The sequence below is a fragment of the Vibrio sp. YT-15 genome (assembly GCF_033337445.1).
Lineage (GTDB): Bacteria > Pseudomonadota > Gammaproteobacteria > Enterobacterales > Vibrionaceae > Vibrio > Vibrio alginolyticus.
The window spans coordinates 190,370-212,947 of record NZ_JAWOQR010000003.1 but is presented as its reverse complement, the minus strand read 5'-3'; the positions used below and the strand labels follow the sequence as shown (position 1 = coordinate 212,947).

The window sequence follows — 22,578 nt, the reverse complement described above, 5'->3', positions numbered from 1 at the left end:
CTATCATTCGCTACCGTAAGTATCAATGATACTTAACAAGTATTCGGCCTTTCGAACAAAGATCCTGCGTTATATCAGCCTGATAGCGCCATACTTAACACTTCTTGTCGTTGAATGTTGCCCAACGCTACTTTTCAGACTAGCTTGGTAAAAAAAAGCGCAAAGGAATCATTTATGAAATATTCAGCTGAACATATCGCCGAATTGAATCTACTTCTTCAGTTCGACCTAAGTAGTGCTGCAACTGGTATTAAAGTTCATACAGACGCGTCAGAAGAAATGCAGGCAGCCGTTGCTCGTCTATATAAGAAGCAACTTTGTACACAGCCTGACGGTGGTTATCTCACAGACGAAGGCATTGAAGTTGCAGAACATGCAGATAAGATTTTAAGAGTTTTGTCTGTGTAATTTGAACAAAAAACGCCACCGAACTCGGTGGCGTTTTTTAGTCCTATATTTTTCCTGTCGATGCCTGTGGCAATAATCGCTTTTTCATTTTGCTAAATGGTTGAACCTTGTCATACAACCAGTTAAAACCAGTGGCATAAAATAGGAAGAAAACGAGGAAGCCGGCTTCCAGCATCAGAGCTTGAAGAAGTGTAATTTCTAAGAACCAGGCAATCACAGGTAGAGAGATAAAGATCAATCCTCCCTCGAAACCAACAGTGTGTCCAAGCCGCATCGCTAAACTTCGCTCAGCTCGATTGTCACCAAACCACTTATCAAAATACAAGTTGTAGATGTAGTTCCATATCACGGTATACATGCTCAACCCGACCCCAACCAACGCGAGATCACTAGAACCCTTTCCAGTGATCAATGAAGCCGCTGGTACAATAATCGCGAGTGCGATTAACTCAAAAAGTACTGCATGAAAAATTCGTTCGTTACGAGTCATATTTCTCTGTCCAAATAGTTCTACTCAATGCTTAGAATTTTATCTACTATTTAGATAACCAAAAGTTAGATACCATCGGTTTAAGCGATATGTTTACCATCGAACAACTGCAAGCTTTCATTGCTACATCAGAAGCAGGATCATTTTCAGGAGCAGCTAGAAAACTGGGGCGAGCTCAATCTGTAGTGAGCCAGCACATCATGAATATGGAGATCGACTGTGGCGTTGAGCTTTTCGATCGATCAGGCAGGTACCCTAAATTAACTGAGAATGGCCTCGCGCTCATACCTTATGCACAAGCAACAATCAGCCAACTCGACCGCCTAAACAATAGGGCATCACAGCTCTTTTCCACGCCAACGAACAAATTAGTCTTAGCTATTGATGAAGGGATTCCTCTGACTCGCTTGCCGGATGTGCTAAAGAAGTTAGAGCAACGCTTTCCACACTTACAAGTTGAATGCTTAACGGCATCAAGCCCTGATATCATTGAATTGGTTAAGTCGGAACGCGCCACGACTGGGATTATTTTGAGTGATTTACAAATGCCAAGGCACATCGATTTCACCAATCTTGGCAATATTGCATTTGATGTCTATGTCTCTTCAACACATCCTTTAGCAAAGCAGCAAATCACTCACATTGATCAACTAAAACAACATCGTCAATTGGTCATACGATCCAAAAGTGCAGAGCCATGTGGCCTCAATCAAGCATTTAGCCCAGATATCTGGTACGCTGATAACTACTATATTTTGTTGGAATTGGCGAATAAAGGGTTTGGTTGGTGCTTTCTACCACAGCATTTAGTCGTGTATTCACCTAATACATTAAAAAAAGTTGGGGATGATTTCACAAAACTGGCTTGGCAAGTCAATGTTGACCTTATTCAGCACCAGAAATGGCATTCAGATCCCCTCCATCAACAAGCCAAAGCAGAACTGCTCAACCTATTCGGGCAGACATAAGTAAGTAGGAAGACCCAAATGGCAAATACATTGATCGTAGGTGCAGGCTGGCTCGGAACTCCGCTAGCAGAAAAATTGATGAAAGATGGACACTATGTTGTCGTCACTCGTCGTAGCCAAACTCGATTAAAAGAGTTACCCACCTCATTAACTCACTCCGCATTGTTCGATTTCAATCAATTGAACGCCACAGCACGGCTAGATGAGCTGCTCAAACAGCATCAAATTACGCACGTTATCGGTGCTTTTCCTCCAGGATTTCGTAAAGGACGCGGTCAAGAATATGCACAGCAATGGCAAATACTTGCCAACGCAGCTAAGCAAAACAACGTTGAAAAACTTCTCATGATCAGCTCTACAACGGTTTACCCTAACCTTGCTTCCGATATGGAAGAAGCTGACGCGTCAATCTCTTTAGCAGCCGAAAGCCCTTATTTCTCTGACAATGCACGTATTATGCTTCAAGCAGAGCAGCATGTTATCGACTCGAATATTAGCTTTGTTATTCTACGTTGTAGCGGATTAATCGGGCCAGATAGACACCCATCTCGCTTTGCAGCAAGGCTTCAACAAGTTAGTCGTAAAGCACCAGCTAATATGCTTCATCAAGATGATGCTGTCTCGGCTGCGAAATTTGCCTTAGGCAATTTAAGCAACCAAGTCATTAATGTTACGACACCTCATACTGTCAGCAAGGCTGAGTTCTACCAAGCTGCCATAAACAAAATCGGAAGTGAGATACCTCTTCCACCCGTCACAGAGCAAGCTGACAAGCGTATTCTTGCTGACAAACTACTCTCACTTGGTTATCGATTTCACTTCAATTCAACTTTGGATGCGCTATGAGACTCTATAGACATATAGAAACGCTTTGGGATTACATGCAACTTAAACATGAACTGAAGCCTGCGGACTGTTTGTTTGTGATGTGCAGCAATGATGTGCGTGTAGCGGAGCACGCTGCCAAGCTCTACCACCAAAAGTTGGCACCTTTGATTGTATTTTCAGGGGGTGAAGGTCGCTTCACAGATGGACTGTTTGAAAAAAGCGAAGCAGAAACCTTTGCCGAGATTGCAAAGTTGTCGGGCGTTCCAAGCAAAGCAATTTTGCTCGAGACTAAATCCACAAACAGCGGAGAAAACGTCCGCTTTACTGAGCAACGATTAAAAGAGGAAGGAAAACAATGTTCCTCGTTTATTCTGGTACAAAAACCGTTTATGGAGCGTAGAGCAATCGCGACATTTGAAAAACAGTGGCAGTCACCCTACACTCAGCTCCAAGTAAGCTCTGCGGCTCTTCCATTTTTTGAATACATTAATGAAGACATGCCATTAATGATGGTGCTAGAAGCACTAATGGAAGATTTCTCTCGCGTAAAAAGCTATCCAGAGAAAGGATTTCAAACCGAGCAGAACATCCCTCAGCAAGTCGAATCTTCTTACCAGGTTTTACTCGAGCGGTTTGGTTTTGACTTAGTCTAATTTTTTCTAACCGACAACAAAAAGCCACCAAGTTCGGTGGCTTTTCTGTATCAATACGGCTTATTTACCGAGTGCTTCTTTGTAATGTTGGCGGCATACGGAGACATACTTATCGTTACCGCCGATCGCAACTTGATCGCCTTCTTTAATTGCCACGCCGTGTTCATCGGTACGAATAACCATATTCGCTTTGCGGCCACAATGGCAGATTGTTTTGAGCTCAACCAGCTTGTCTGCCCAAGATAATAGATACTTACTGCCTTCAAAAAGTTCGCCTAGAAAATCGGTGCGAAGGCCGTAACACAATACTGGAATATGCAACTTATCAACAACTTCAGTAAGTTGATAAACTTGTTCTTTCGACAAGAACTGACACTCATCAACAAGAATACAGTGACGTTTTTCAACCTCATTCAGAGCTGCGATCTCTTGATACAAATTGGTATCCTGACGAAATAAATGTGCGTCAGATTGAAGACCAATACGAGAGCTCACTTTACCGACACCAAAACGATCATCTAGCGCAGCCGTAAAAATAACTGGCGTCATGCCGCGTTCTTGGTAGTTGAAAGAGGATTGAAGAAGCGTTGTTGATTTACCCGCATTCATTGCTGAGTAATAGAAATACATCTGAGCCACAGAGCATTACCTAAAGTTAAAGTTTTAATTTATGGAAATGGAAAATAAAAGGGCTGAATTATCAGCCCTTTAAAAATGAAAATTCAATTACTTACGACGCCACGTTGTGCCTTCTGGACCATCTTCCAGAACAATGCCCATTTCGGTCAGCTTGTCACGAGCCATATCTGCATTCGCCCAATCTTTCGCAGCACGAGAGTCGTTACGCAGCTTGATCAGAGCTTCGATTTCAGCCACTTCATCATCGTTACCCGCATCACCTTTTAGGAAGGCTTCAGGATCTTGGTGAAGAATACCGATCACGTCAGCTAGTTCACGCATTAGCGCACCGAGTTCGCTCGCTTTCTCTAGGTTTTCTGTCTTCAGGCGGTTAACTTCTCGCGCCATGTCGAACAGTACTGAGTAAGCTTCTGGTGTGTTGAAGTCATCATTCATCGCTGCAGTGAAGCGAGATACGTATTCTTCACCACCAGCAGGCGCCGCGTTTAGGTCTAAACCACGTAGAGATGTGTACAGGCGCTCAAGCGAAGCACGTGCTTGGTTTAGGTTATCTTCGCTGTAGTTTAACTGGCTACGGTAGTGACCAGACATTAGGAAGTAACGCACTGTTTCAGCATCGTAGTGACCAAGAACGTCACGGATAGTAAAGAAGTTACCTAGAGATTTAGACATCTTCTCACGGTCTACCATTACCATGCCGCTGTGCATCCATGTGTTCACGTATTGTGTATCGTGTGCACAGCATGATTGCGCGATTTCATTTTCATGGTGTGGGAACTGAAGGTCAGAACCGCCGCCGTGAATGTCGAAGTGGTTACCTAGGATTGAAGAGTTCATTGCTGAACACTCTATGTGCCAACCTGGACGACCTGGACCCCATGGTGACTCCCACGTTGGTTCACCCGGCTTAGACATCTTCCAAAGTACAAAGTCTAGAGGGCTGCGTTTTGCTGTTTCGATATCAACGCGCGCGCCAGCTTGAAGCTGATCAAGGTCTTGCTTAGAAAGCTTGCCGTATTCGTTGAATTTACCCACTTCAAACATTACGTCACCGTTATCTGCAACGTATGCAAAACCGCGCTCGATTAGCTTCTCAACCAATTCGATGATTTCAGCAATAAACTGTGTCGCACGAGGTTCAACGTCCGGACGTTTCATGTTCAGCGCATCAAAATCAGCGTGCATTTCACCAATCAAACGCTCAGTCAATGAATCGCAAGACTCACCATTTTCTGCGGCACGTTTGATGATCTTATCGTCGATATCTGTGATGTTACGTACAAACGTCAGATCATAGCCCAAGTAGCGAAGGTAACGTGATACAACGTCAAAAGAGACGAAAGTACGACCGTGACCAATGTGACAGAGATCGTAGATGGTAACTCCACAGACATACATACCGACTTTGCCAGCTGTAATTGGTTTGAATTCCTCTTTCTGTCTTGTGAGTGTGTTATATATCTTTAACATGATCTCTATCTATGATTGTGAATGAATAAAAGAAGATGAGTATATCAACTCCAACCTAGTTAGGTAATAGCAATTAACCGATAAAACGATAATCGGCTAAACTTCAAGCACAAAACGAAGAATTTCCTCTTCCTGAGTTTTTAAAGCACTAGAACTTAGGCTAGAATCTCGGGCTCAACACAACACAGTAAAGGAAAGTAGCATGATCACCCTTCACACTAATTTTGGTGACATCAAGATTCAACTAAACGAAGAGAAAGCGCCAGAGACAAGCGCAAACTTCCTTCAGTACTGCCGCGACGGTTTCTACGACAACACGCTTTTCCACCGTGTTATTGACGGCTTCATGATCCAAGGTGGTGGTATGGAGTCTGGTCTACGTGAAAAAGCGACTCGTGCACCTATCAAGAACGAAGCAAACAATGGCCTTAGCAACAAAGTGGGTACACTTGCTATGGCACGTACTATGGAGCCGCATTCAGCAAGCTCTCAGTTCTTCATCAACGTAAACAACAACACATTCCTAGACTTCCGTAGCGAAAGCCTAGATGGTTGGGGTTACTGTGTGTTCGGTGAAGTAATCGAAGGCATGGACATCGTAAATAAGATCAAAGGCGTTAGCACTGGTTCTTACGGCATGCACCAAGACGTACCTCTAGAAGACGTAGTAATCACTGGTACAACAATTGAAGAGTAATTCTTAGGAATTATTTTTAAAAGATAAGTTAATGGGGAGGCATAGCTTCCCCTTATTTCTATGACGACATTATTTATTTCCGATCTTCACCTTACCCCATCACGTCCTGATATCACGGAATGTTTTGTGACGTTCATGCGAACAGAAGCAACAAAAGCTGATGCACTTTATGTACTCGGCGATCTGTTTGAGTTCTGGATTGGTGACGATGACAACACCCCTTTTGCAGACCAAATCCGTGCAGAATTTAAAGCACTGACGGATGCGGGTGTGCCAACTTTTTTCATCCAAGGCAATCGAGATTTTTTACTCGGCAAACGCTTTTGCAAAGAAACCGGTATGACATTACTCGACGATGTCTGCACGATTGATCTTTATGGTCAAAAAGCCGTAATCCTACATGGCGATACGCTCTGCATTGACGATGTGAAATACCAAGAGTTTAGAAAAACCGTTCACAAGCCATGGCTACAATGGTTGTTTAACCGTATTCCTTGGTTCATTAAGAAGAAAATTGTCTCAAAAGTTCAATCCGATATTCGTGATGATAAAATGAGCAAGTCATTAGATATCATGGACGTCAACCAAAATGAGGTCGAGAAAGTGATGTCTCAGAACTGCGTCAACTTAATGATTCATGGTCACACACATCGCCCGAACACACATTTTTTTGACGTCGATGGCGTTAAAAAGACCCGAATTGTTTTAGGGGATTGGTATACGCAAGGCTCAGTTTTAAAAGTAAATTCTGATAGTTTTGACCTACAAACGAGACCGTTCATACAGAATTTGCGTTAAGCATGTAGAGCGTGTAGAAGATTCACGCTCAAGTCGTAGATATTTTGTAAAAAATCGCTATTATCATAATACTAAGTTAAACAGAACGAAGTACCTAATTGAAGTATTCTTACGTAGCTCGCCAACCGATTCTGGATAGAGAAAAACGAACCATAGGTTACGAACTCCTCTTTCGAGACGGCCCTAAAAATACCTTCCCTGAAGTAGAACCAGAGCTGGCTACTAGTCGACTGCTATCCGATCATTTTTTATCGACGCATTACAACACATTAGGAAACAAACTTGGCTTTGTTAACTTTCCGCATCAAAGCTTGGTGAACTTGGTCCCAACTTTGTTCCCTAAAGAATCTCTCGTCATTGAAGTCCTTGAAGACTGCGAACCGACAGAAGAACTGTTAGAAGCCATCAAGCACCTTCATGAGTGCGGATACAAAATTGCTCTGGATGATTTTGTTCCGACGAAAGCTTGGAAGCGTTTTCTTCCATACGTTTCCATGATCAAGTTTGATATTAGACTTGTGCCGATCAAGAAAGCTGCCATTTTTATTCAGGCGTTGAGCCCATTTAAAATCGACTTTCTTGCGGAAAAGGTAGAGACCTATGAAGAGTTTGAGCAAGCTCTAGAAGCCGGTTTTAACTATTTTCAAGGGTATTTTTTTAGCAAACCTGAGATGATCCAGAAAAAACGGTTGAACCCCGCGTTTCTTACCGTCATCCAACTTTGTAAAGAGATTGCTGATAAGCCCATCGACTTCAATGAGGTTGAACGTCTGTTTTCGATTGATGTGACGCTGTCATACAAGCTGCTTACTTACGTAAATTCAGGATATACATTAACGACTAAGATCAAATCGTTCAGACAGGCGCTTATTTATCTGGGTGAAGAGCGACTACGACGCTTTATTTCCTTAGTTGCAATTGCGTCCGTTCAAGAAGATAAACCTGACTCTCTTTACTCTTTAGCGATTCAGCGTGCACGAATGTGTGAACTGTTACTTAGTCAAATGAACACTAGGTATGACCCTGGGCAGGCTTTTTTGACAGGCATGTTTTCTTTACTCGGATCTTTGCTCGATCAACCGCTCTCGGATGTCATTGAAGATATCCCCGTTGACGAAGATATAAAACTCGCATTAACCAGTCGAAAAGGCGTACTTGGTCACTTACTTTCGATGACGATCGCCTACGAACAAGCGGACTGGGAGTTAGCCGAGCGATATTGCACCGTTCTTAAATTAACCGAACCTCAATTAGCAGACGCTTTTAATCAATCGACGGAATGGGCTCAAGAACTGCTGTCTCAAACGCCCTAAATCGCTATAATGCCTCACCTCCAGCCTCGCAATTGTGAGGTTGTTTGTTTTTACCGCTTAATTAATCGAGATTTCATTTTATGGCTTCTTCTTGCCCTTGCGGATCTAACCGCACCTACCAACAGTGTTGTGAAATTGCCCACAATAACCACGCTGACGTCACCACTCCAGAGCAGTTAATGCGCTCTCGTTACAGTGCGCATGTGTTAGGTCTAGTCGATTACGTGGTGAACACGTACCACCCAAGCTGTAATGCAGAAGAGCAACGTGAAGACATTGCCCAATCTATCGACAGCGATTGGTGCAAACTTGAAGTTGTAAAAACAGAAGCTGGCAGTAATGACAATGAAGGCTTTGTAGAGTTTAGCGCTTATTTTGATGAAGACGGCAAACGCTACTGCATGACAGAGCGTTCTCGCTTTGTAAAAGAAAATGGGCTTTGGTACTACATTGACGGCACGTTTCCAGAAGAAGAGCTAGAAGAAGAACCAGAACAAGATCCTCGCCTAAACCAACCAGTGAGTAGCCTAAAAGTAGGTCGTAACGACCCGTGTATCTGTGGAAGCGGTAAGAAATTTAAGAAGTGTTGTGGGTAAGATCATCCACTCCTAGCTTATTGAGCTCGATTTAATTGGATTCTTGACTTCGCCTAGGTTCGTTGGAGTGACGTTAATATATGTACCTATTTGAAGTAAATAACTCTACTGCAAGTACCATTAGAAAATATACCGTCATTCTGAACAGCGAGGGACGAGCGTGATTCAGAATCTAATCGCCACCAGCACTGTTGCCGGTTTTTGCCCCGAATCAAGAACACTAAAGTAAAAAGCCCCTAGGCTCGAGAGCATAGGGGCTTTCACTTATCGCAAGCTTACTTATGACGCTCTTTCAGTTTGTTCACTACGTCATTCATCGATAAGCCTTGGTCTTGAAGCAATACCATTAAGTGATAAATCAAATCTGCAGATTCACACACTAACTCCGCCTTATCGCCCGACGTCGCCGCAAGCGCGACTTCAACGCCTTCTTCGCCCACTTTTTGCGAAATACGCTTGGTGCCACGGGCATAAAGACTGGCAGTATAAGAGGAATCTGGGTCGGCACTCTTGCGGGCAGCCAATAGCTGCTCAAGTTGATGAAGCCACACCATTTGTGACTCCTCTTGAGGGTCCACATCCCAGCAAGTTGTGTTACCCAAGTGACACGTAGGACCAATGGGATTCACTTTCACCAGCAGCGTATCGTTATCGCAATCGAGCTGCATGTTCACCAATTGCAATACGTTGCCAGAAGTCTCACCTTTCGTCCAAAGACGCTGCTTGGTACGAGAGAAAAACGTCACTTGACCTGTTTCGCCCGTTTTTGCCAACGCATCTTGGTTCATATAACCCATCATCAGCACTTGGCTTGATTGGAAATCTTGTACGATAGCAGGTACCAGACCATCCACCTTTTCCCAGTTGATTCGCTCAGCTAGCGAACTTACTTCGGCGGCTTTCACACTCATAGTCGTACCTCAATGCCTTGTTGTTTCAAATACTGCTTTAGTTCACCAATATTGATGACTTGTTTGTGGAATACCGATGCGGCAAGCGCGCCATCCACATTTGCTTTTTGGTAGGCTTCCGCAAAGTGCTCCATAGCACCCGCGCCACCCGATGCAATCAGCGGTACATTACATACTTCGCGCACCATATTCAGTTGTTCGATATCGTAGCCGTTACGCACACCGTCTTGGTTCATCATGTTCAGTACGATTTCACCAGCGCCGCGTTTTTGTACTTCTTGCACCCAATCACGCGTTTCCCATTGGGTCGCTTTGGTGCGTTCTTCATCACCAGTAAACTGGTAAACCTGATACTTGCCCGTCTCTTTGTCGTAGTATGAATCGATACCAACGACGATACATTGCACACCAAACTTATCAGCAAGGTCAGTAATCAACTGAGGGTTCGCCAATGCAGGTGAGTTGATAGACACTTTGTCTGCACCAAACTCAAGAATGCGCGCTGCGTCTTCCGCTGATTTAATACCACCAGCCACACAGAAAGGAATATCAATAACTTCTGCAACGCGAGCGACCCAACTTTTATCGACGACACGACCATCACTTGAAGCGGTAATATCGTAGAACACGAGCTCGTCAGCGCCCTCTTCCGCATAACGCTGTGCCAGAGGAACGATGTCGCCAATGATTTCATGGTTACGGAACTGGACGCCCTTGACCACTTGTCCATCACGTACATCAAGACATGGAATTATTCGCTTTGCCAACATGCAAACGCCTCCTCTGCTGTGAACTTACCATCTAACAGCGCACGACCAACAATCACGCCAGCCACACCGCTGCCTTTTAGCACTTCGATATCTGCTAATGAGCCAATGCCACCTGAAGATTGAAACTGCACTTGTGGGTACTGTTTGCATAGGTCAACGTAAAGCTCTACGTTTGAGCCTTCTAGCGTACCGTCACGAGAAATGTCCGTACAAAGCACGTGCTGCAAACCTATCGTTAGGTAATCGTTGATTAGAGCTTCGATGGTCACGCCTGAATCTTCTTGCCAACCAGAGATCGCCACTTTACGTGTGCCGTCTTGATCGATGTTGATATCTAGCGCGAGAACGATTTTCTCTGCGCCGTATTTTTCCATCCAACCTTTCACAAGCTCTGGCTGTTTTACTGCTGTAGAACCAACAACAACACGCTGAGCACCGGCTTCTAACAGATCAATAACGTCTTGCTCTGTACGCACACCACCACCGATTTGGATGTTTGCTGGTGTACTTGCTAGTAGCTTTGCAATCAAATCAAGCTGGCGTGCTGTCGTGTCTTTCGCGCCAGTTAAATCCACCAAGTGCAGCCAGTTAGCACCCGCTTGGTGGTACAAGTTGAACTGCTCTGCTGGGTCGACTTTGTACTCGGTTACTTGGCCGTAATCACCTTGATAAAGGCGAACCACCTGTCCTTCAATTAAATCAAGAGCTGGAATAATCACACTAAATCCCTTTTATAATTCTAAGAAGTTTTGAATAAGCTTCGCGCCCGCTTTTGAAGAACGCTCAGGGTGGAATTGCACGCCGTAATAGTTACCGCTTTGTACTGCTGCTGTGAACGGGTTGCCGTATTCACATTCCGCAATCGTGTAATCCCCAACTGGCATCGCAAAGCTGTGCACGAAGTAGAAATACTCTCCTTCTTCAATACCTTTGAAAAGTGGATTACCTGCTTTTGCAGAGACCGTGTTCCACCCCATATGCGGCAGCGGCAAATCGCCAGTTTGTAGTAGCTTCACTTCGCCATCACAAAGTCCAAGACACTCGACCAACTCGTCGGCTTTCTGCCCTTTCTCTTGAGACACTTTGCCCAGCAGTTGCATGCCTAAACAGATACCTAACAGCGGCTTTTCTACCTGTTTTACCAAGCTGATAAGATCGCGCTCTTCTAGGTTCTTCATCGCTTCGCTGGCAGTTCCCACACCTGGTAGGAATAGCTTATCTGCCGATAACACAACTTGCGGATCTTTTGAAATCGTTACGTCATAGCCTAGGCGTTCAATAGCAAACTTCACCGAAGAGACGTTGGCACAGCCAGTATCGATAATGACAACTTTCTGTTCTGTCACTGTTTTTCTCCTTGCTAAGGTTAGCCTTAAAGCACGCCTTTACTACTTGGTAGCTCAGTGCCTTCTACTTTGATTGCTTGGCGCAAAGTACGACCAAACGCTTTAAACAAGCTTTCAATGATGTGGTGATCATTGTTGCCCGCTGAAGACAGGTGCAGCGTACACGCTAATGTGTCAGTCAGAGAGCGGAAGAAGTGAACCACCATCTCTGTTGAAAGATCACCCACTTGCTCACGGCTGAATTGCGCGTCGAACTTAAGGTAAGGACGACCTGATAGGTCTAGTGCGCATTGCGCCAAACACTCATCCATTGGCAAGCTAAAGCCAAAGCGACCAATACCACGTTTGTCACCCAGTGCTTCTTTCAAGGCTTGACCTAACGCAAGAGCGGTATCTTCTACTGTGTGGTGATCGTCAATGTGCAGGTCACCTTCCACTTTGCACACCATTTGGAATCCACCGTGCGTCGCAATTTGATCCAGCATGTGGTCAAAGAAGCCAAGACCTGTAGAAATGTCGTTACCACCTTGCTCATCAAGATTAACGAATACTTTAATATCTGTTTCTTTTGTGGTGCGAACCACTTCAGCAACGCGAGCCTTCACCGTTAGATCTTTCAGGATCTGTTTCCAACCCATGGTTTCTGGGTTGTATTGAATGCCACGAATTGCCATGTTTTCTGCAAGTTGAAGATCGGTTTGACGATCGCCAATCACAACAGAGTTTTGGAAATCCACTTTGCCACCTTGAAGGTACTCTTTTACCAAGCCCAATTTAGGCTTACGGCAAGAGCAGTTATCTTCATCGAAGTGAGGACAAATCAGCACATCATCAAACTTCACACCTTGAGATTCAAAGATCTCCATCATCATGTTGTGTGGTGCATCAAAATCAGCTTGTGGGTAGCTGTCGGTACCCAAACCATCTTGGTTCGTGACCATCACTAGGCGGTATCCTGCATCCTGCAACGACAGCAGGCTTGGGATAACAAATGGTTCTAGTTTTAGCTTATCTAAACGGTCTACTTGAAAATCAATCGGCGGCTCAACAATTAAGGTGCCATCACGGTCGATAAAAAGGATTTTTTGTTGTTTGCTCACTCGAACTTCCTTATTGCTATTCTTTTGGCGCTCCCGCTATTGAGCGAGAGCGATAAATTCTGTCTCTATTTATGCGTAGTAGTTTCTGATAAATCCAAGCGTTTTTTCGCACTCGTCACGGTTACCCACACTGATACGCACACAGTTTTCAATTGGCGAGTTACGCAAAATAATGCCCGTATCCCAAGCCGCTTTGAAAAGGTCATCGCCATCTGGGAATTTCACCAATAGGTAGTTTCCCCACCCTTCAAACACTTCCAAGCCCGGAATCATTGAAAGGCCAACTTGCAAGTAAGCACGGTTTGCATTCAAATCGAGAACTTGAAACTTCGCTCGCGCTAAACCAGCTTCCGAAAGTGCCTGAGTCGCAATTTCTGCCACTGGAACTGGGACTGGGTAAGGTGCGATAACTTTAAGAAGTACATTAATCAGCTCTTCGTTCGCAAGCGTAAATCCACAACGTAGACCTGCAAGCGCAAAAGCTTTCGACAGAGTACGCAGAATTGCAAGGTTCGGGTATTGCGCCAGTAGGTCTACCGTTGACGCTTCTGGACAAAAATCGATGTACGCTTCATCCATCACCACGATTGCACGGTCTTTTGTCATCTCAAGCAGAGACACAATGTCCTCACGCTTAACCAAGTTACCCGTTGGGTTGTTTGGCGAACATACAAAAACCAGCTTCACGTTATCCAGATTAGCTTCGATGCCAGCAAGGTCTAGTTGCCAATCTGACGTTAGCGGCACGGTTTTGCGCTCTACACCGATGGTTTCTGCACTGATGGCGTACATACCGTAAGTTGGTGGGCAGTAAAGAATCGCATCTTCACCCGGCTCACAGAATGCACGAATTAATAACTCAATACCTTCGTCTGCGCCGCGAGAAGTCAGTGTTTGTTCTGGTTTCACAGCCGCATACGCTGCGTAAGCGGAAATCAGTTCTTTCGGTTGGCATTCGCTGTAACGATTAAGACGAGCAAAGTCTGTTTTGTATTCATTGTTAAATGGTGATTCGTTGGCATTTAGCCATACGTCACCCGTACCACCGATTCGGCGAGCCGACATATAAGGGGTAAGCTGTTGGACTTGTTTACGCGCTAGCTTTTCCATCTCATTACTCTCTTATTCTTTCTTACTTGCTAATTTTTCTACGCGGATAGTAACAGCACGTTTGTGAGCGTCCAGACCTTCTGCTTCAGCCATCGTGACTACCGTTGGTGCAAGGTTCTTTAAACCATCAGCAGAAAGCTCCTGAACCGTCATTCGTTTAGAGAAATCCGCCAAACCTAAGCTTGAATAAGTACGTGTGTAACCGTAAGTAGGAAGGACGTGGTTAGTCCCCGATGCGTAATCTCCCGCAGATTCAGGCGACCAATCCCCAAGGAAGATAGAGCCTGCATTATCAAGTAGAGGTAGAAGCTCACGAGGGTTCTTAGTCTGAACAATCAAGTGCTCAGGACCGTAGTAATTGGAAATAGAAACTGACTGCGTCATCGACTCGGAAATAATGATCAAGCTTGATGCCAGAGCCTTTTCTGCGATGTCTGCACGAGATAGCTCCTTAAGCTGACGTTGAACCGCATCCGTCACTTGATCAGCAATCACAGGAGAAGGAGTCACCAATACCACTTGAGAATCAGGACCGTGTTCCGCTTGGCTCAAAAGATCCGCAGCGATAAAGTCTGCATCTGCGGTTTCATCTGCAATCACTAACACTTCTGATGGCCCTGCTGGCATATCAATCGCAGCACCGCGGAAATCATTGCTAACCTGTCGTTTTGCTTCGGTCACGTAAGCGTTGCCCGGACCAAAGATCTTATCTACTTTCGATACCGTCTCGGTGCCATAAGCCATTGCAGCAACTGCTTGGCCACCACCGACGTTGTACACTTCATCAATGCCACACAGTTTCGCGACATAAAGGATCTCATCAGCGATTGGCGGTGGAGAACAAAGAACGACTTTACGACAACCTGCAATTTTTGCAGGAACGCCGAGCATCAAAACAGTCGATGGCAAAGGCGCACTGCCACCCGGAATGTACAAACCCACTTTTTGAATTGGGCGTGTTACTTGTTCACAAAGGACACCTGGCTGGGTTTCCACCTTGATCGGTTGCGGCTTTTGCGCTTTGTGGAACTTAGAAATATTGGCGTAAGCTTGCTCTAATGCGCTCTTCATTGACTCTGACAAACGCTCTGACGCTGCCTTAATTTCCTGAGAAGAAACACGAATGGATTCAGGCTTAACACGGTCAAACTTTTCGGTCAGCTCAATAAGAGCAGAGTCACCTTCTTCTCGAACTTTAGCAATAACTTCGGCCACAGCAGTGGTGATATTGGCACCTTCTGCAATAGCAGGGCGCTCCAAAATAGAGTCTTGCTGATTCTCACTTAATGATTGCCAAACGACTGTTCTCATGATGCTTACTCCATCATTTTTTCAATTGGTAGAACGAGAATTGAACTTGCGCCCAACTCTTTCAGCTGTTCCATTGTTTCCCAGAACAGGTTTTCAGAACTCACTAAGTGAACAGCCATTTTCTGCTTATCTGCAGAAAGAGGAAGAACAGTTGGGTCTTCAGCACCTGGCAGTAGTGCTTTAATTTGATCTAACTTCTCTGCTGGGGCGTGAAGCATAATGTACTTAGATTCTTTCGCTTGCTGCACGCCTTGCATGCGAGTTAACAGCTTTTCGATTAGCGCCACTTTGTCTGCGTCGAACTCACCTGTGCGTTGAATCAATGTCGCTTTTGATTTGAAGATAATTTCAGCTTCTTTAAGGCCGTTCGCTTCCAGTGTTGCACCTGTAGAAACCAAATCAGCGATAGCATCAGCGAGACCCGCGCGAGGCGCAACTTCTACAGAGCCTGTCAGCATACATGTAGAGAATGGAACGCCGGCTTCATCCATGTACGCTTTTAGAAGTTGAGGATACGTTGTAGCAATACGCTTGCCAGCTAAGTCTTGTGGACCGTTGTACTCTTCGTCCTTGTCGATTGCGATAGATAAACGACAGCCACCAAAATCAAGTCGACGAAGCTGAACAAACTCGCAGGGTTCACCTAATGCTTTGCGGTCAAGGCGAACTTCTTCTAGCTCATTTTCGCCAATAAAGCCAAGGTCAACCACGCCATCCATAATTAAACCTGGGATGTCGTCGTCACGAACCAAGAGTAAATCAATTGGCATATTTTCAGAATGGACAACTAAACGCTCGCCCATTACGTTGAACTTTACGCCGCACTGTTTTAGTAGAGCTTGACTCTCTTTGCTAAGACGACCTTTTTTCTGAATTGCGATTCTTAAACGTTGTGTTTGCATTGCTTTGTCCCTATGCAAGATTTTGATATCTAAGTATTTTTCAAACTAATAAAACTAAAAAACCCTCGGGAGATTGAAGTCTCCCGAGGGTTTAAAATCTGCTTTTACTTTGATTTTACCTCCGGGAGTTTCCTGCCTCCCGGGTATGCGTACATCGCCCGAAAGACTAGATTGGGTGATGATGGTGATGAATGTTCATTACAAAATTACGCATACTTATTTAAGGCTCTTTTTGAGTTGCTTTGTTAGTAACCACACTAACTAAGGATTCTATATTTTTCAATACTCAATTGAATATTTTCTAAATATTTTTCACAAGACATTGATTTAAATGAAATTAAATTCTTTTCCATATTGAATACTCTGGTGGAAAGAACACCTCCAATCAGCTCTACTCTGACGAAGAAAGCGAAGAATAGTATGAATATCCACCAAATCAACTATTTAGACCGTACCCAACCCATTAATTGACATTTTTCTCAATAAAGAGACAGCAACTCACGTTTGAGACAAGTCATTCAAAACTATTATTAGAGCGGGGCAAAAAATAGTGATTAACAATGAAACTGCGTAACGGTAGTAATAAACAAGCTGTAGATTTCGACGATACGGCACTATACCCGTTGATCGGCAATAGTGCCTGTATCCAAGAACTTCGTACTGCAATACAAAAGTACGCTCAATGTGATGCTGAAGTCCTCATTCAGGGTGAAACTGGTGTTGGGAAAGGTCTTTGCGCTCGCCTTATTCATCAATTGTCGAACAGACACTCAGCACCTTTTGTGGAAGTCAACTGTGGAGCCATTCCAAGTGGTCTTATTGCATCCGAGCTTTTCGGCCATGAAAAAGGAGCATTTACAGGCGCAATCTCAGAGCGTATAGGTTTTATTCAAAAGGCACATAAAGGCACCCTATTTCTTGATGAAATTGGTGACATGCCACCAGACCTACAAATCCATCTCCTTCACTTTTTGGAGAGTAAACAAATCCATAAAGTCGGAGCGGATAAATTCATTGACGTGGACTGTAGGGTCATTGCAGCAAGCCACGTGGATTTGAAAAATGAGGTCGTACAAGGAGGATTTCGTGAAGATCTATTCTATCGGCTTAATATATTGCCATTAACTATCCCTCCACTGAGAAAGCGTGGAAAAGACATTATTATTTTATCTGAACACTTCCTAGCAGATCTGTCTCATGGTCAGGTACAAAAAATGTCTGATAAGGTAAAAGCCAAGCTCCTCAAACATCGTTGGCCAGGCAACGTAAGAGAACTGCGGAATGTCATCCAACGAGCAATTGTCATGTGTGAAGATCACACGCTTCTCGTCGCTGACTTGGGCCTTGATAACAACGAGAGGCAATTGCTCCCTTCTGTGGACCAAATTGATCTCGACTACCTACTGCAAGCTATCGAAGAAAATAAACACAATATGAGTGCGGCTGCACGTCATCTCGGCATTTCAAGAACAACGCTTTATCGATTAATAAAGAAATACAACTTAAATGTTTAAATACTGTATAGGTGTAACGTAACACTGTGTAACAGGTAACTCTTTAGATATCATTTAGTTAACTCTGCATCGCAACCATGCGTATTTTGCTGTATTAAAAATCAAAAGCTTAAAATGGGCATAGTCTTTGCTAAGAACTAAGAAGAAGATGGATTGCTTTTCCATTACAGCCCATCAAGGAGAGCTCGGTACACAAACAATTCGCTCATAACACGAGACTTTTATCCCCAAAAACGCGATTGCCCCCCTCACCTAAGTCGCGTTAAAAAAAAGCTCCGCTAAATTAGCGGAGCTTCCCTCTGTAACGAATCTATCCAAAACAACTTACGCACTCTGGCAAGACGCTATTTTAGACTTTGAAAGCCATGACAAAATAGCGCAAACGATAACGAATGTTATCGACGCTGCAATGAACGAGAACGCAATTGAAGCAGTCATACCAAGGGCAATAAAGCCGACGCATGAAACAAGCGCGACTGATAATGCATAAGGTAGCTGTGTTGATACGTGATCAATGTGGTTACAACGTGCACCCGTCGATGACAGGATAGTCGTATCTGAGATTGGTGAACAATGGTCACCGAATACCGCACCAGCTAAAACCGCACTCAACATCGGTAGCATTAGTGCTACGTCTGTTGCACCAGCCATGTCTCCGGCGATTGGAAGCATGATGCCGAACGTACCCCATGAAGTACCTGTTGAGAACGCCATTAGGCCAGACAACAAGAATAGGATAACTGGTAGCCAGTGCGGGTTAATGTTGCCCTGCGCCATTGTCGAAAGGTAAGTACCAGTCTTCATATCACCGATAACAGAACCAATGGTCCAGGCAAATACTAAGATTAGAATCGCACCAAACATAGACTTAGCACCAATCCAAAGTGTACGTGCGATCTCAGCCATTGGTAGACCTTGCTTCACAACAGTAAACAGTGCAACAGCTAAGCCAAGCAAGCTACCGTAGATTAGTGATGTACCTACATCTGTATTTTCAAAAGCACCAAGAAGCGCAAACTCCTTACCATCAGCAGCCAATGCTTGGCCACCCGTGTAAAGCATTGAAGCGATAGTCGCGATAATCAGCGTTACGATAGGAAGTATCAAATCTGACACTTTACCCTTTTCACTTTCACGGATATCTAGCTCTTCGTTTAGGTCATGCGCTTCTTGCGAGTCATTTTCTTTGTCTTTATCAAAGCCACGACCTTGCGATGCAGAGATTTCATGCTCACGCATTTTACCAATATCAAGACCAAACCACGCAACAGCGAACACCATTAGCAGCGCAAAAACGGCGTAGAAGTTCATTGGGATAAGACGAACATATGCGCCAAGAGCCGAATACTCTGTGATCCCATGTGAGACTAAGATTCCGCCAATAATAGTAATAATGTAAGCACCCCAGCTAGAAGCAGGCATAATTACACACATTGGAGCAGCGGTTGAGTCTAGAATGTACGCAAGCTTAGCGCGAGACACATAAAAGCGATCGGTTACTGGGCGAGAGATCGCACCAACAGCAAGGCTATTAAAGTAATCATCGACAAAAATGAATACGCCTAAAAAGGCGGCAAGAAGTTTGGAGCCGCGTTTACTCTTCACTCGAGATTGTGCCCATTCAGCAAAAGCACGAGTACCGCCAGATAGCGTTAATAAAGCTGTTGTCATACCTAATAAGATTAGGAAACCAACAATGCTCATGTTCCAAGTGTTAATTCCGCCATCTTCAATAAAGACAGAAGAAACTTGAGAACTGACGTAACCTGCGGTGTCGCTGATAGACCAGCTATTAAGTAGCACCGCACCTAGCACGATACCTACACCCAAGGAAACTAATACACGTCGAGTCAAAATCGCCAAAGTCAAAGCGACAATAGGTGGCAATAATGAAACAGGAGAACTAGAAAAATCTATTAAATTCATGATCTTCAAAAACCAAAGTTTGGCTAGAGATCTACTGCAGACAAGTCACGTAGCATACGATACGTGCTCATGTTGAACTTAGCGACAGGGAAGCGAACACTCCACCCAACCCTACAGTAGCGCTCCATAGTTTAATGTGAATATATACTATGGCAGTGTTGTTCCTTTCAGATACAACCCCAGCAAGTAACTTTGATGAGTTACTTACTTCGGCAATCTTCGCCTTCCACTATTATTCATTGGCATCACCCCAATAATAGCTACTCTTCGAGACCGCGCCTCTACGGCAACAACAAACAATTAACCACTAACTGTACAAATTAACAACAAATTGTCTGCAATATTGCATCAGGTGGCAGCCATTGTACTTATGATGAGAGTCAATGCAACACATCAAACTAAATTAAACAAATAAATAATGACTGAGATAATTTATAAACCTTGTCTACTTCCATAAGTTTTGTGCAACTGAAATCACATCAATCATGTTATTTATGAAACATTATTACTACCTTAGAAATATCATGGTTTATCTTATATCAATAAATTAAGGATATATGACACACCATTAAAGATGGATGCTTCATATTTTTAAGTAATAACTCAAATTTTTTTATAAAAAAACCAAGCTGTCGCTCTCTCTATACAATAATGATTGTTGATTTTAGTTCTCATCTAATAATGATTTATTTCGAGTGTAATAATATTAATTGCTTTAAAAAATAGTCAAATTTAAACAAAATCTTGATTTAGCATTTGCACATAAGGAAAAGATAAAGTTAAATATAAGGACTCTTTGTTTATTTATAGATTGGCATTATTTAATCGTAACGATAAAAAGTGCCCAACACATTAACCTTTTAATAGGAATCGTTATGTCAGAGCTGACTAAAACCCTTCTAAATATCCGTAGCCTTCGTGCATTTTCTCGTGAGCTGACTCTAGAACAATTGGAAGAAGCTCTAGATAAACTCACTACTGTCGTAGATGAGCGTCGTGAAGCAGAAGAAGCAGAACGCGCAGCACAAGCAGAGCAAGAAGCTAAGCTTGCAGAGATTGCTGAGAAAATCGCTCAAGACGGTATTGACGTAGAAGCACTTATTACTGCGCTATCTGGCGAAACTAAGACGAAAGGCAAAGCGAAGCGCGCACCTCGCCCTGCTAAATACAAATACACAGATTCAAACGGTAATGAGAAAACTTGGACTGGCCAAGGTCGTACACCTTCGGCGATTCAAGAGCAACTTGATGCAGGTAAATCTCTGGATGAGTTCCTAATCTAGATCCGTGCTATTTTTAAAAGGCTCCCATAGGGAGCCTTTTTTATTTAAACCATTACAAATAAAAAAGGCACATTTCTTAATGTGCCTTTTACTTTAGTTACAGAATAGTTAATTAAACCGCTTCGTATTAACGTTCCCAGTATGCTTCTTCTAGGCTATCTTCTCGCTCAGGAAGTCCGCGCGACAATCGTGGTGAATGTTGCACGAGAACTTCGTAGCTAGCACGGTTTGCGTATTTGCAGACTTGAGAAAAAGAAGAGTAAGTTAAATACTCGTTACTGTGCTTGCTTGAATTAGGCACATTTTCTTTATGGTATTTATTTGCTGCCATATCATGAAGAACAGCAGATAACGCGGCATCACCTGCGCCATTTGTATTCTTAATTTTTTCTGGGCCACCCATATATGGCGAGATATGCGAGTACACTTTTATTGGCGTCTCGCATGAGTCTTTTTTCGCCGGACGACTAAATTCATAACGATTAAATTCAGCAATTGACCCTGGCAGCAATGGCAAAGAAGTTTCGCGCTTCGCGCTATCTTCTGTATACCCAGCCATAAATAGACCTACAGGACCCGCCGTGCACAATACTAGATCAGCCCACTCCAATGTTTTATCAGACGCAGCAAGTGGATCAGATTCCCCCGTCAGAGCTTCTGCTTCATCTTCATTCATCGCAACGACTGAAACGTTATCTCTAATGAATTCTTGCCAATATTTAGGGTCATCTTGAATAACAAACTTTGTGCCTAAAGTCAGAACAACAGGCACATCATTCTTTTTCGCGTACTCAATCGCTTTCATTGTTGCTTCCGGCATTGGGTCGCCGTCTTTGCAACGTACTAGATATGACGTCAGTACAAGTGCTGATGCATTTTTAAAGATTTTCTCTGGAATGCTATCAGGATGGAGTTGGTTCATTTGCCCTTCGCTGATAGCAAAAGTACGTTCACCGTCTTCTGTGATAAGAGCAAAACAACGGCCAATTGCACCATCTACACCTTGTAGGTAGTTCAAATCCATGCGGCTTGATGTATTACAAAGATAACGGTAACCGTAGCTGCCAATCTTAATATCCTGGCTCATCACTCCAAGTAGTGTGGAGCGGTCATCCGCTAGCACGGAGTAGTTATGTAGCGTGTTACCAATTGTACCGCCCGCATACTCATTGGTAATCAAGTTCTCTTCTTTCAGTTGCTGGTATAACTCTTCTGCTCTTTCGTCATCGATAACCAAAGAGTGACCTTTACTCAGACCGTACTTTTCAATCACATCCGTTGTAACTTTTGCTTCAATATCAACCAAGGTTTGGTCAATACCAATGATGTGAGTGCGCGTCATCTTCTTGCTTTCTTGTGCTTGGCTCACCAGCGGGTCACGAGCATGAACAGGAAAATAGTGCTTCGATTTGCGTTGTCCAGGAAATTTCATATTGTCTGTCTGAGTAAGGGGATGAAAAGGAGAGCGGATTCTATACCGCTAATAATAAAGCAGCAATAAAAGCGATTATAGCAAACGTTTGCTGACTACTTTTTTCTTTTAGG

General features: G+C 43.8%; 23 protein-coding genes, 1 riboswitch and 1 other annotated feature. Of the genes, 10 read left to right on the top strand and 13 right to left on the bottom strand.

The window, feature by feature from the left end; translation table 11 throughout:
* Positions 1-174: 174 nt before the first annotated feature.
* Complete coding sequence (locus R7D93_RS07975) at positions 175-408, top strand: TIGR02647 family protein (protein WP_005387662.1); 234 nt, start codon at positions 175-177, stop codon at positions 406-408.
* A gap of 43 nt (positions 409-451) precedes the next feature.
* On the opposite strand, the gene R7D93_RS07970 is transcribed toward R7D93_RS07975, so the two are convergent.
* Positions 452-898: a PACE efflux transporter gene (locus tag R7D93_RS07970; protein ID WP_154204695.1), complete on the bottom strand. Its 447-nt coding sequence runs from the start codon at positions 896-898 to the stop codon at positions 452-454.
* Between the two features lie 89 nt (positions 899-987).
* On the opposite strand from R7D93_RS07970, the gene R7D93_RS07965 reads away from it, so the two are divergent.
* From R7D93_RS07965 to R7D93_RS07955, 3 genes are read left to right on the top strand one after another with little or no spacing between them, the layout of a single operon-like run.
* Positions 988-1,866, top strand: a complete 879-nt coding sequence (locus R7D93_RS07965) for a LysR family transcriptional regulator (RefSeq protein ID WP_213868370.1) — start codon at positions 988-990, stop codon at positions 1,864-1,866.
* Positions 1,867-1,884: 18 nt separating this feature from the next.
* The gene (locus R7D93_RS07960) at positions 1,885-2,712 is read left to right on the top strand and encodes an NAD-dependent epimerase/dehydratase family protein (RefSeq protein ID WP_213868369.1); all 828 of its coding nucleotides are present in this window, start codon (positions 1,885-1,887) and stop codon (positions 2,710-2,712) included.
* Positions 2,709-3,347: a YdcF family protein gene (locus R7D93_RS07955; RefSeq protein WP_017821723.1), complete on the top strand. Its 639-nt coding sequence runs from the start codon at positions 2,709-2,711 to the stop codon at positions 3,345-3,347. Before R7D93_RS07960 ends, R7D93_RS07955 begins: the two co-directional genes overlap by 4 nt.
* Before the next feature lie 60 nt (positions 3,348-3,407).
* On the opposite strand, the gene R7D93_RS07950 is transcribed toward R7D93_RS07955, so the two are convergent.
* Both R7D93_RS07950 and cysS read right to left on the bottom strand, forming a co-directional pair.
* Entirely contained in the window at positions 3,408-3,986 is a 579-nt protein-coding gene (locus tag R7D93_RS07950; RefSeq protein WP_005378154.1) for a thymidine kinase, read from the bottom strand.
* 87 nt (positions 3,987-4,073) lie between these two features.
* A complete protein-coding gene (cysS, locus tag R7D93_RS07945; protein ID WP_005378155.1) occupies positions 4,074-5,456 on the bottom strand; it encodes a cysteine--tRNA ligase in 1,383 nt (460 codons plus the stop codon).
* Positions 5,457-5,658: 202 nt separating this feature from the next.
* On the opposite strand from cysS, the gene R7D93_RS07940 reads away from it, so the two are divergent.
* From R7D93_RS07940 to R7D93_RS07925, 4 genes are all read left to right on the top strand, one after another.
* Entirely contained in the window at positions 5,659-6,153 is a 495-nt protein-coding gene (locus R7D93_RS07940) for a peptidylprolyl isomerase (RefSeq protein WP_005378156.1), read from the top strand.
* A 60-nt stretch (positions 6,154-6,213) separates the two neighbouring features.
* Positions 6,214-6,951 carry a UDP-2,3-diacylglucosamine diphosphatase gene (gene lpxH, locus R7D93_RS07935; protein WP_005389817.1) on the top strand — a complete coding sequence of 246 codons (738 nt, stop codon included), beginning with the start codon at positions 6,214-6,216 and terminating at the stop codon, positions 6,949-6,951.
* Positions 6,952-7,049: 98 nt separating this feature from the next.
* On the top strand, positions 7,050-8,264 hold the full coding sequence (locus tag R7D93_RS07930) for an EAL and HDOD domain-containing protein (protein ID WP_005378158.1): 1,215 nt from the start codon (positions 7,050-7,052) through the stop codon (positions 8,262-8,264).
* 80 nt (positions 8,265-8,344) lie between these two features.
* Entirely contained in the window at positions 8,345-8,860 is a 516-nt protein-coding gene (locus R7D93_RS07925; protein WP_033905094.1) for a YchJ family protein, read from the top strand.
* Positions 8,861-9,135: 275 nt separating this feature from the next.
* Here R7D93_RS07925 and hisIE read toward each other — a convergent pair whose 3' ends face one another.
* From hisIE to hisG, 8 genes are all read right to left on the bottom strand, one after another.
* Entirely contained in the window at positions 9,136-9,771 is a 636-nt protein-coding gene (gene hisIE / locus R7D93_RS07920; RefSeq protein WP_005533681.1) for a bifunctional phosphoribosyl-AMP cyclohydrolase/phosphoribosyl-ATP diphosphatase HisIE, read from the bottom strand.
* Positions 9,768-10,541, bottom strand: coding sequence for an imidazole glycerol phosphate synthase subunit HisF (hisF, locus tag R7D93_RS07915; RefSeq protein ID WP_004749837.1), 774 nt, complete (start codon positions 10,539-10,541; stop codon positions 9,768-9,770). The genes hisIE and hisF overlap by 4 nt, the downstream gene beginning before the upstream one ends.
* Positions 10,523-11,260, bottom strand: a complete 738-nt coding sequence (hisA, locus tag R7D93_RS07910; RefSeq protein ID WP_213868368.1) for a 1-(5-phosphoribosyl)-5-[(5-phosphoribosylamino)methylideneamino]imidazole-4-carboxamide isomerase — start codon at positions 11,258-11,260, stop codon at positions 10,523-10,525. The genes hisF and hisA overlap by 19 nt, the downstream gene beginning before the upstream one ends.
* A 12-nt stretch (positions 11,261-11,272) precedes the next feature.
* Entirely contained in the window at positions 11,273-11,887 is a 615-nt protein-coding gene (gene hisH, locus R7D93_RS07905) for an imidazole glycerol phosphate synthase subunit HisH (protein ID WP_005389830.1), read from the bottom strand.
* A 26-nt stretch (positions 11,888-11,913) separates the two neighbouring features.
* Positions 11,914-12,987, bottom strand: coding sequence for a bifunctional histidinol-phosphatase/imidazoleglycerol-phosphate dehydratase HisB (gene hisB, locus R7D93_RS07900; protein ID WP_005389832.1), 1,074 nt, complete (start codon positions 12,985-12,987; stop codon positions 11,914-11,916).
* A 69-nt stretch (positions 12,988-13,056) separates the two neighbouring features.
* Complete coding sequence (gene hisC / locus R7D93_RS07895) at positions 13,057-14,097, bottom strand: histidinol-phosphate transaminase (RefSeq protein ID WP_042522058.1); 1,041 nt, start codon at positions 14,095-14,097, stop codon at positions 13,057-13,059.
* Positions 14,098-14,109: 12 nt separating this feature from the next.
* A complete protein-coding gene (gene hisD, locus R7D93_RS07890; protein ID WP_054575132.1) occupies positions 14,110-15,408 on the bottom strand; it encodes a histidinol dehydrogenase in 1,299 nt (432 codons plus the stop codon).
* 5 nt (positions 15,409-15,413) lie between these two features.
* A complete protein-coding gene (gene hisG, locus R7D93_RS07885; protein ID WP_005378180.1) occupies positions 15,414-16,310 on the bottom strand; it encodes an ATP phosphoribosyltransferase in 897 nt (298 codons plus the stop codon).
* Between the two features lie 53 nt (positions 16,311-16,363).
* Positions 16,364-16,501 (bottom strand) — a sequence feature (His leader region).
* Positions 16,502-16,870: 369 nt separating this feature from the next.
* Between hisG and R7D93_RS07880 the strand changes: the two genes are divergently transcribed.
* Complete coding sequence (locus R7D93_RS07880; protein ID WP_005388056.1) at positions 16,871-17,824, top strand: sigma-54 interaction domain-containing protein; 954 nt, start codon at positions 16,871-16,873, stop codon at positions 17,822-17,824.
* Positions 17,825-18,148: 324 nt separating this feature from the next.
* Here R7D93_RS07880 and tet(35) read toward each other — a convergent pair whose 3' ends face one another.
* Complete coding sequence (gene tet(35) / locus R7D93_RS07875) at positions 18,149-19,750, bottom strand: tetracycline efflux Na+/H+ antiporter family transporter Tet(35) (RefSeq protein WP_005378182.1); 1,602 nt, start codon at positions 19,748-19,750, stop codon at positions 18,149-18,151.
* A 109-nt stretch (positions 19,751-19,859) separates the two neighbouring features.
* A riboswitch (Lysine riboswitch) is annotated at positions 19,860-20,042 on the bottom strand.
* Positions 20,043-20,625: 583 nt separating this feature from the next.
* Between tet(35) and R7D93_RS07870 the strand changes: the two genes are divergently transcribed.
* On the top strand, positions 20,626-21,033 hold the full coding sequence (locus tag R7D93_RS07870; protein WP_005378185.1) for an H-NS family nucleoid-associated regulatory protein: 408 nt from the start codon (positions 20,626-20,628) through the stop codon (positions 21,031-21,033).
* 127 nt (positions 21,034-21,160) lie between these two features.
* Here R7D93_RS07870 and R7D93_RS07865 read toward each other — a convergent pair whose 3' ends face one another.
* Positions 21,161-22,465, bottom strand: a complete 1,305-nt coding sequence (locus R7D93_RS07865; RefSeq protein ID WP_005378187.1) for an inosine/guanosine kinase — start codon at positions 22,463-22,465, stop codon at positions 21,161-21,163.
* Positions 22,466-22,578 lie beyond the last annotated feature (113 nt).

Excerpts from the sequence above, each read along its gene's own strand:
- R7D93_RS07975 (WP_005387662.1), top strand. The coding sequence starts at position 175 with ATGAAATATTCAGCTGAACATATCGCCGAATTGAATCTACTTCTTCAG.
- R7D93_RS07970 (WP_154204695.1), bottom strand. The coding sequence starts at position 898 with ATGACTCGTAACGAACGAATTTTTCATGCAGTACTTTTTGAGTTAATC.
- R7D93_RS07965 (WP_213868370.1), top strand. The coding sequence starts at position 988 with ATGTTTACCATCGAACAACTGCAAGCTTTCATTGCTACATCAGAAGCA.
- R7D93_RS07960 (WP_213868369.1), top strand. The coding sequence starts at position 1,885 with ATGGCAAATACATTGATCGTAGGTGCAGGCTGGCTCGGAACTCCGCTA.
- R7D93_RS07955 (WP_017821723.1), top strand. The coding sequence starts at position 2,709 with ATGAGACTCTATAGACATATAGAAACGCTTTGGGATTACATGCAACTT.
- cysS (WP_005378155.1), bottom strand. The coding sequence starts at position 5,456 with ATGTTAAAGATATATAACACACTCACAAGACAGAAAGAGGAATTCAAA.
- R7D93_RS07940 (WP_005378156.1), top strand. The coding sequence starts at position 5,659 with ATGATCACCCTTCACACTAATTTTGGTGACATCAAGATTCAACTAAAC.
- lpxH (WP_005389817.1), top strand. The coding sequence starts at position 6,214 with ATGACGACATTATTTATTTCCGATCTTCACCTTACCCCATCACGTCCT.
- R7D93_RS07925 (WP_033905094.1), top strand. The coding sequence starts at position 8,345 with ATGGCTTCTTCTTGCCCTTGCGGATCTAACCGCACCTACCAACAGTGT.
- hisIE (WP_005533681.1), bottom strand. The coding sequence starts at position 9,771 with ATGAGTGTGAAAGCCGCCGAAGTAAGTTCGCTAGCTGAGCGAATCAAC.
- hisF (WP_004749837.1), bottom strand. The coding sequence starts at position 10,541 with ATGTTGGCAAAGCGAATAATTCCATGTCTTGATGTACGTGATGGACAA.
- hisC (WP_042522058.1), bottom strand. The coding sequence starts at position 14,097 with ATGGAAAAGCTAGCGCGTAAACAAGTCCAACAGCTTACCCCTTATATG.
- hisD (WP_054575132.1), bottom strand. The coding sequence starts at position 15,408 with ATGAGAACAGTCGTTTGGCAATCATTAAGTGAGAATCAGCAAGACTCT.
- hisG (WP_005378180.1), bottom strand. The coding sequence starts at position 16,310 with ATGCAAACACAACGTTTAAGAATCGCAATTCAGAAAAAAGGTCGTCTT.
- R7D93_RS07880 (WP_005388056.1), top strand. The coding sequence starts at position 16,871 with ATGAAACTGCGTAACGGTAGTAATAAACAAGCTGTAGATTTCGACGAT.
- R7D93_RS07870 (WP_005378185.1), top strand. The coding sequence starts at position 20,626 with ATGTCAGAGCTGACTAAAACCCTTCTAAATATCCGTAGCCTTCGTGCA.
- R7D93_RS07865 (WP_005378187.1), bottom strand. The coding sequence starts at position 22,465 with ATGAAATTTCCTGGACAACGCAAATCGAAGCACTATTTTCCTGTTCAT.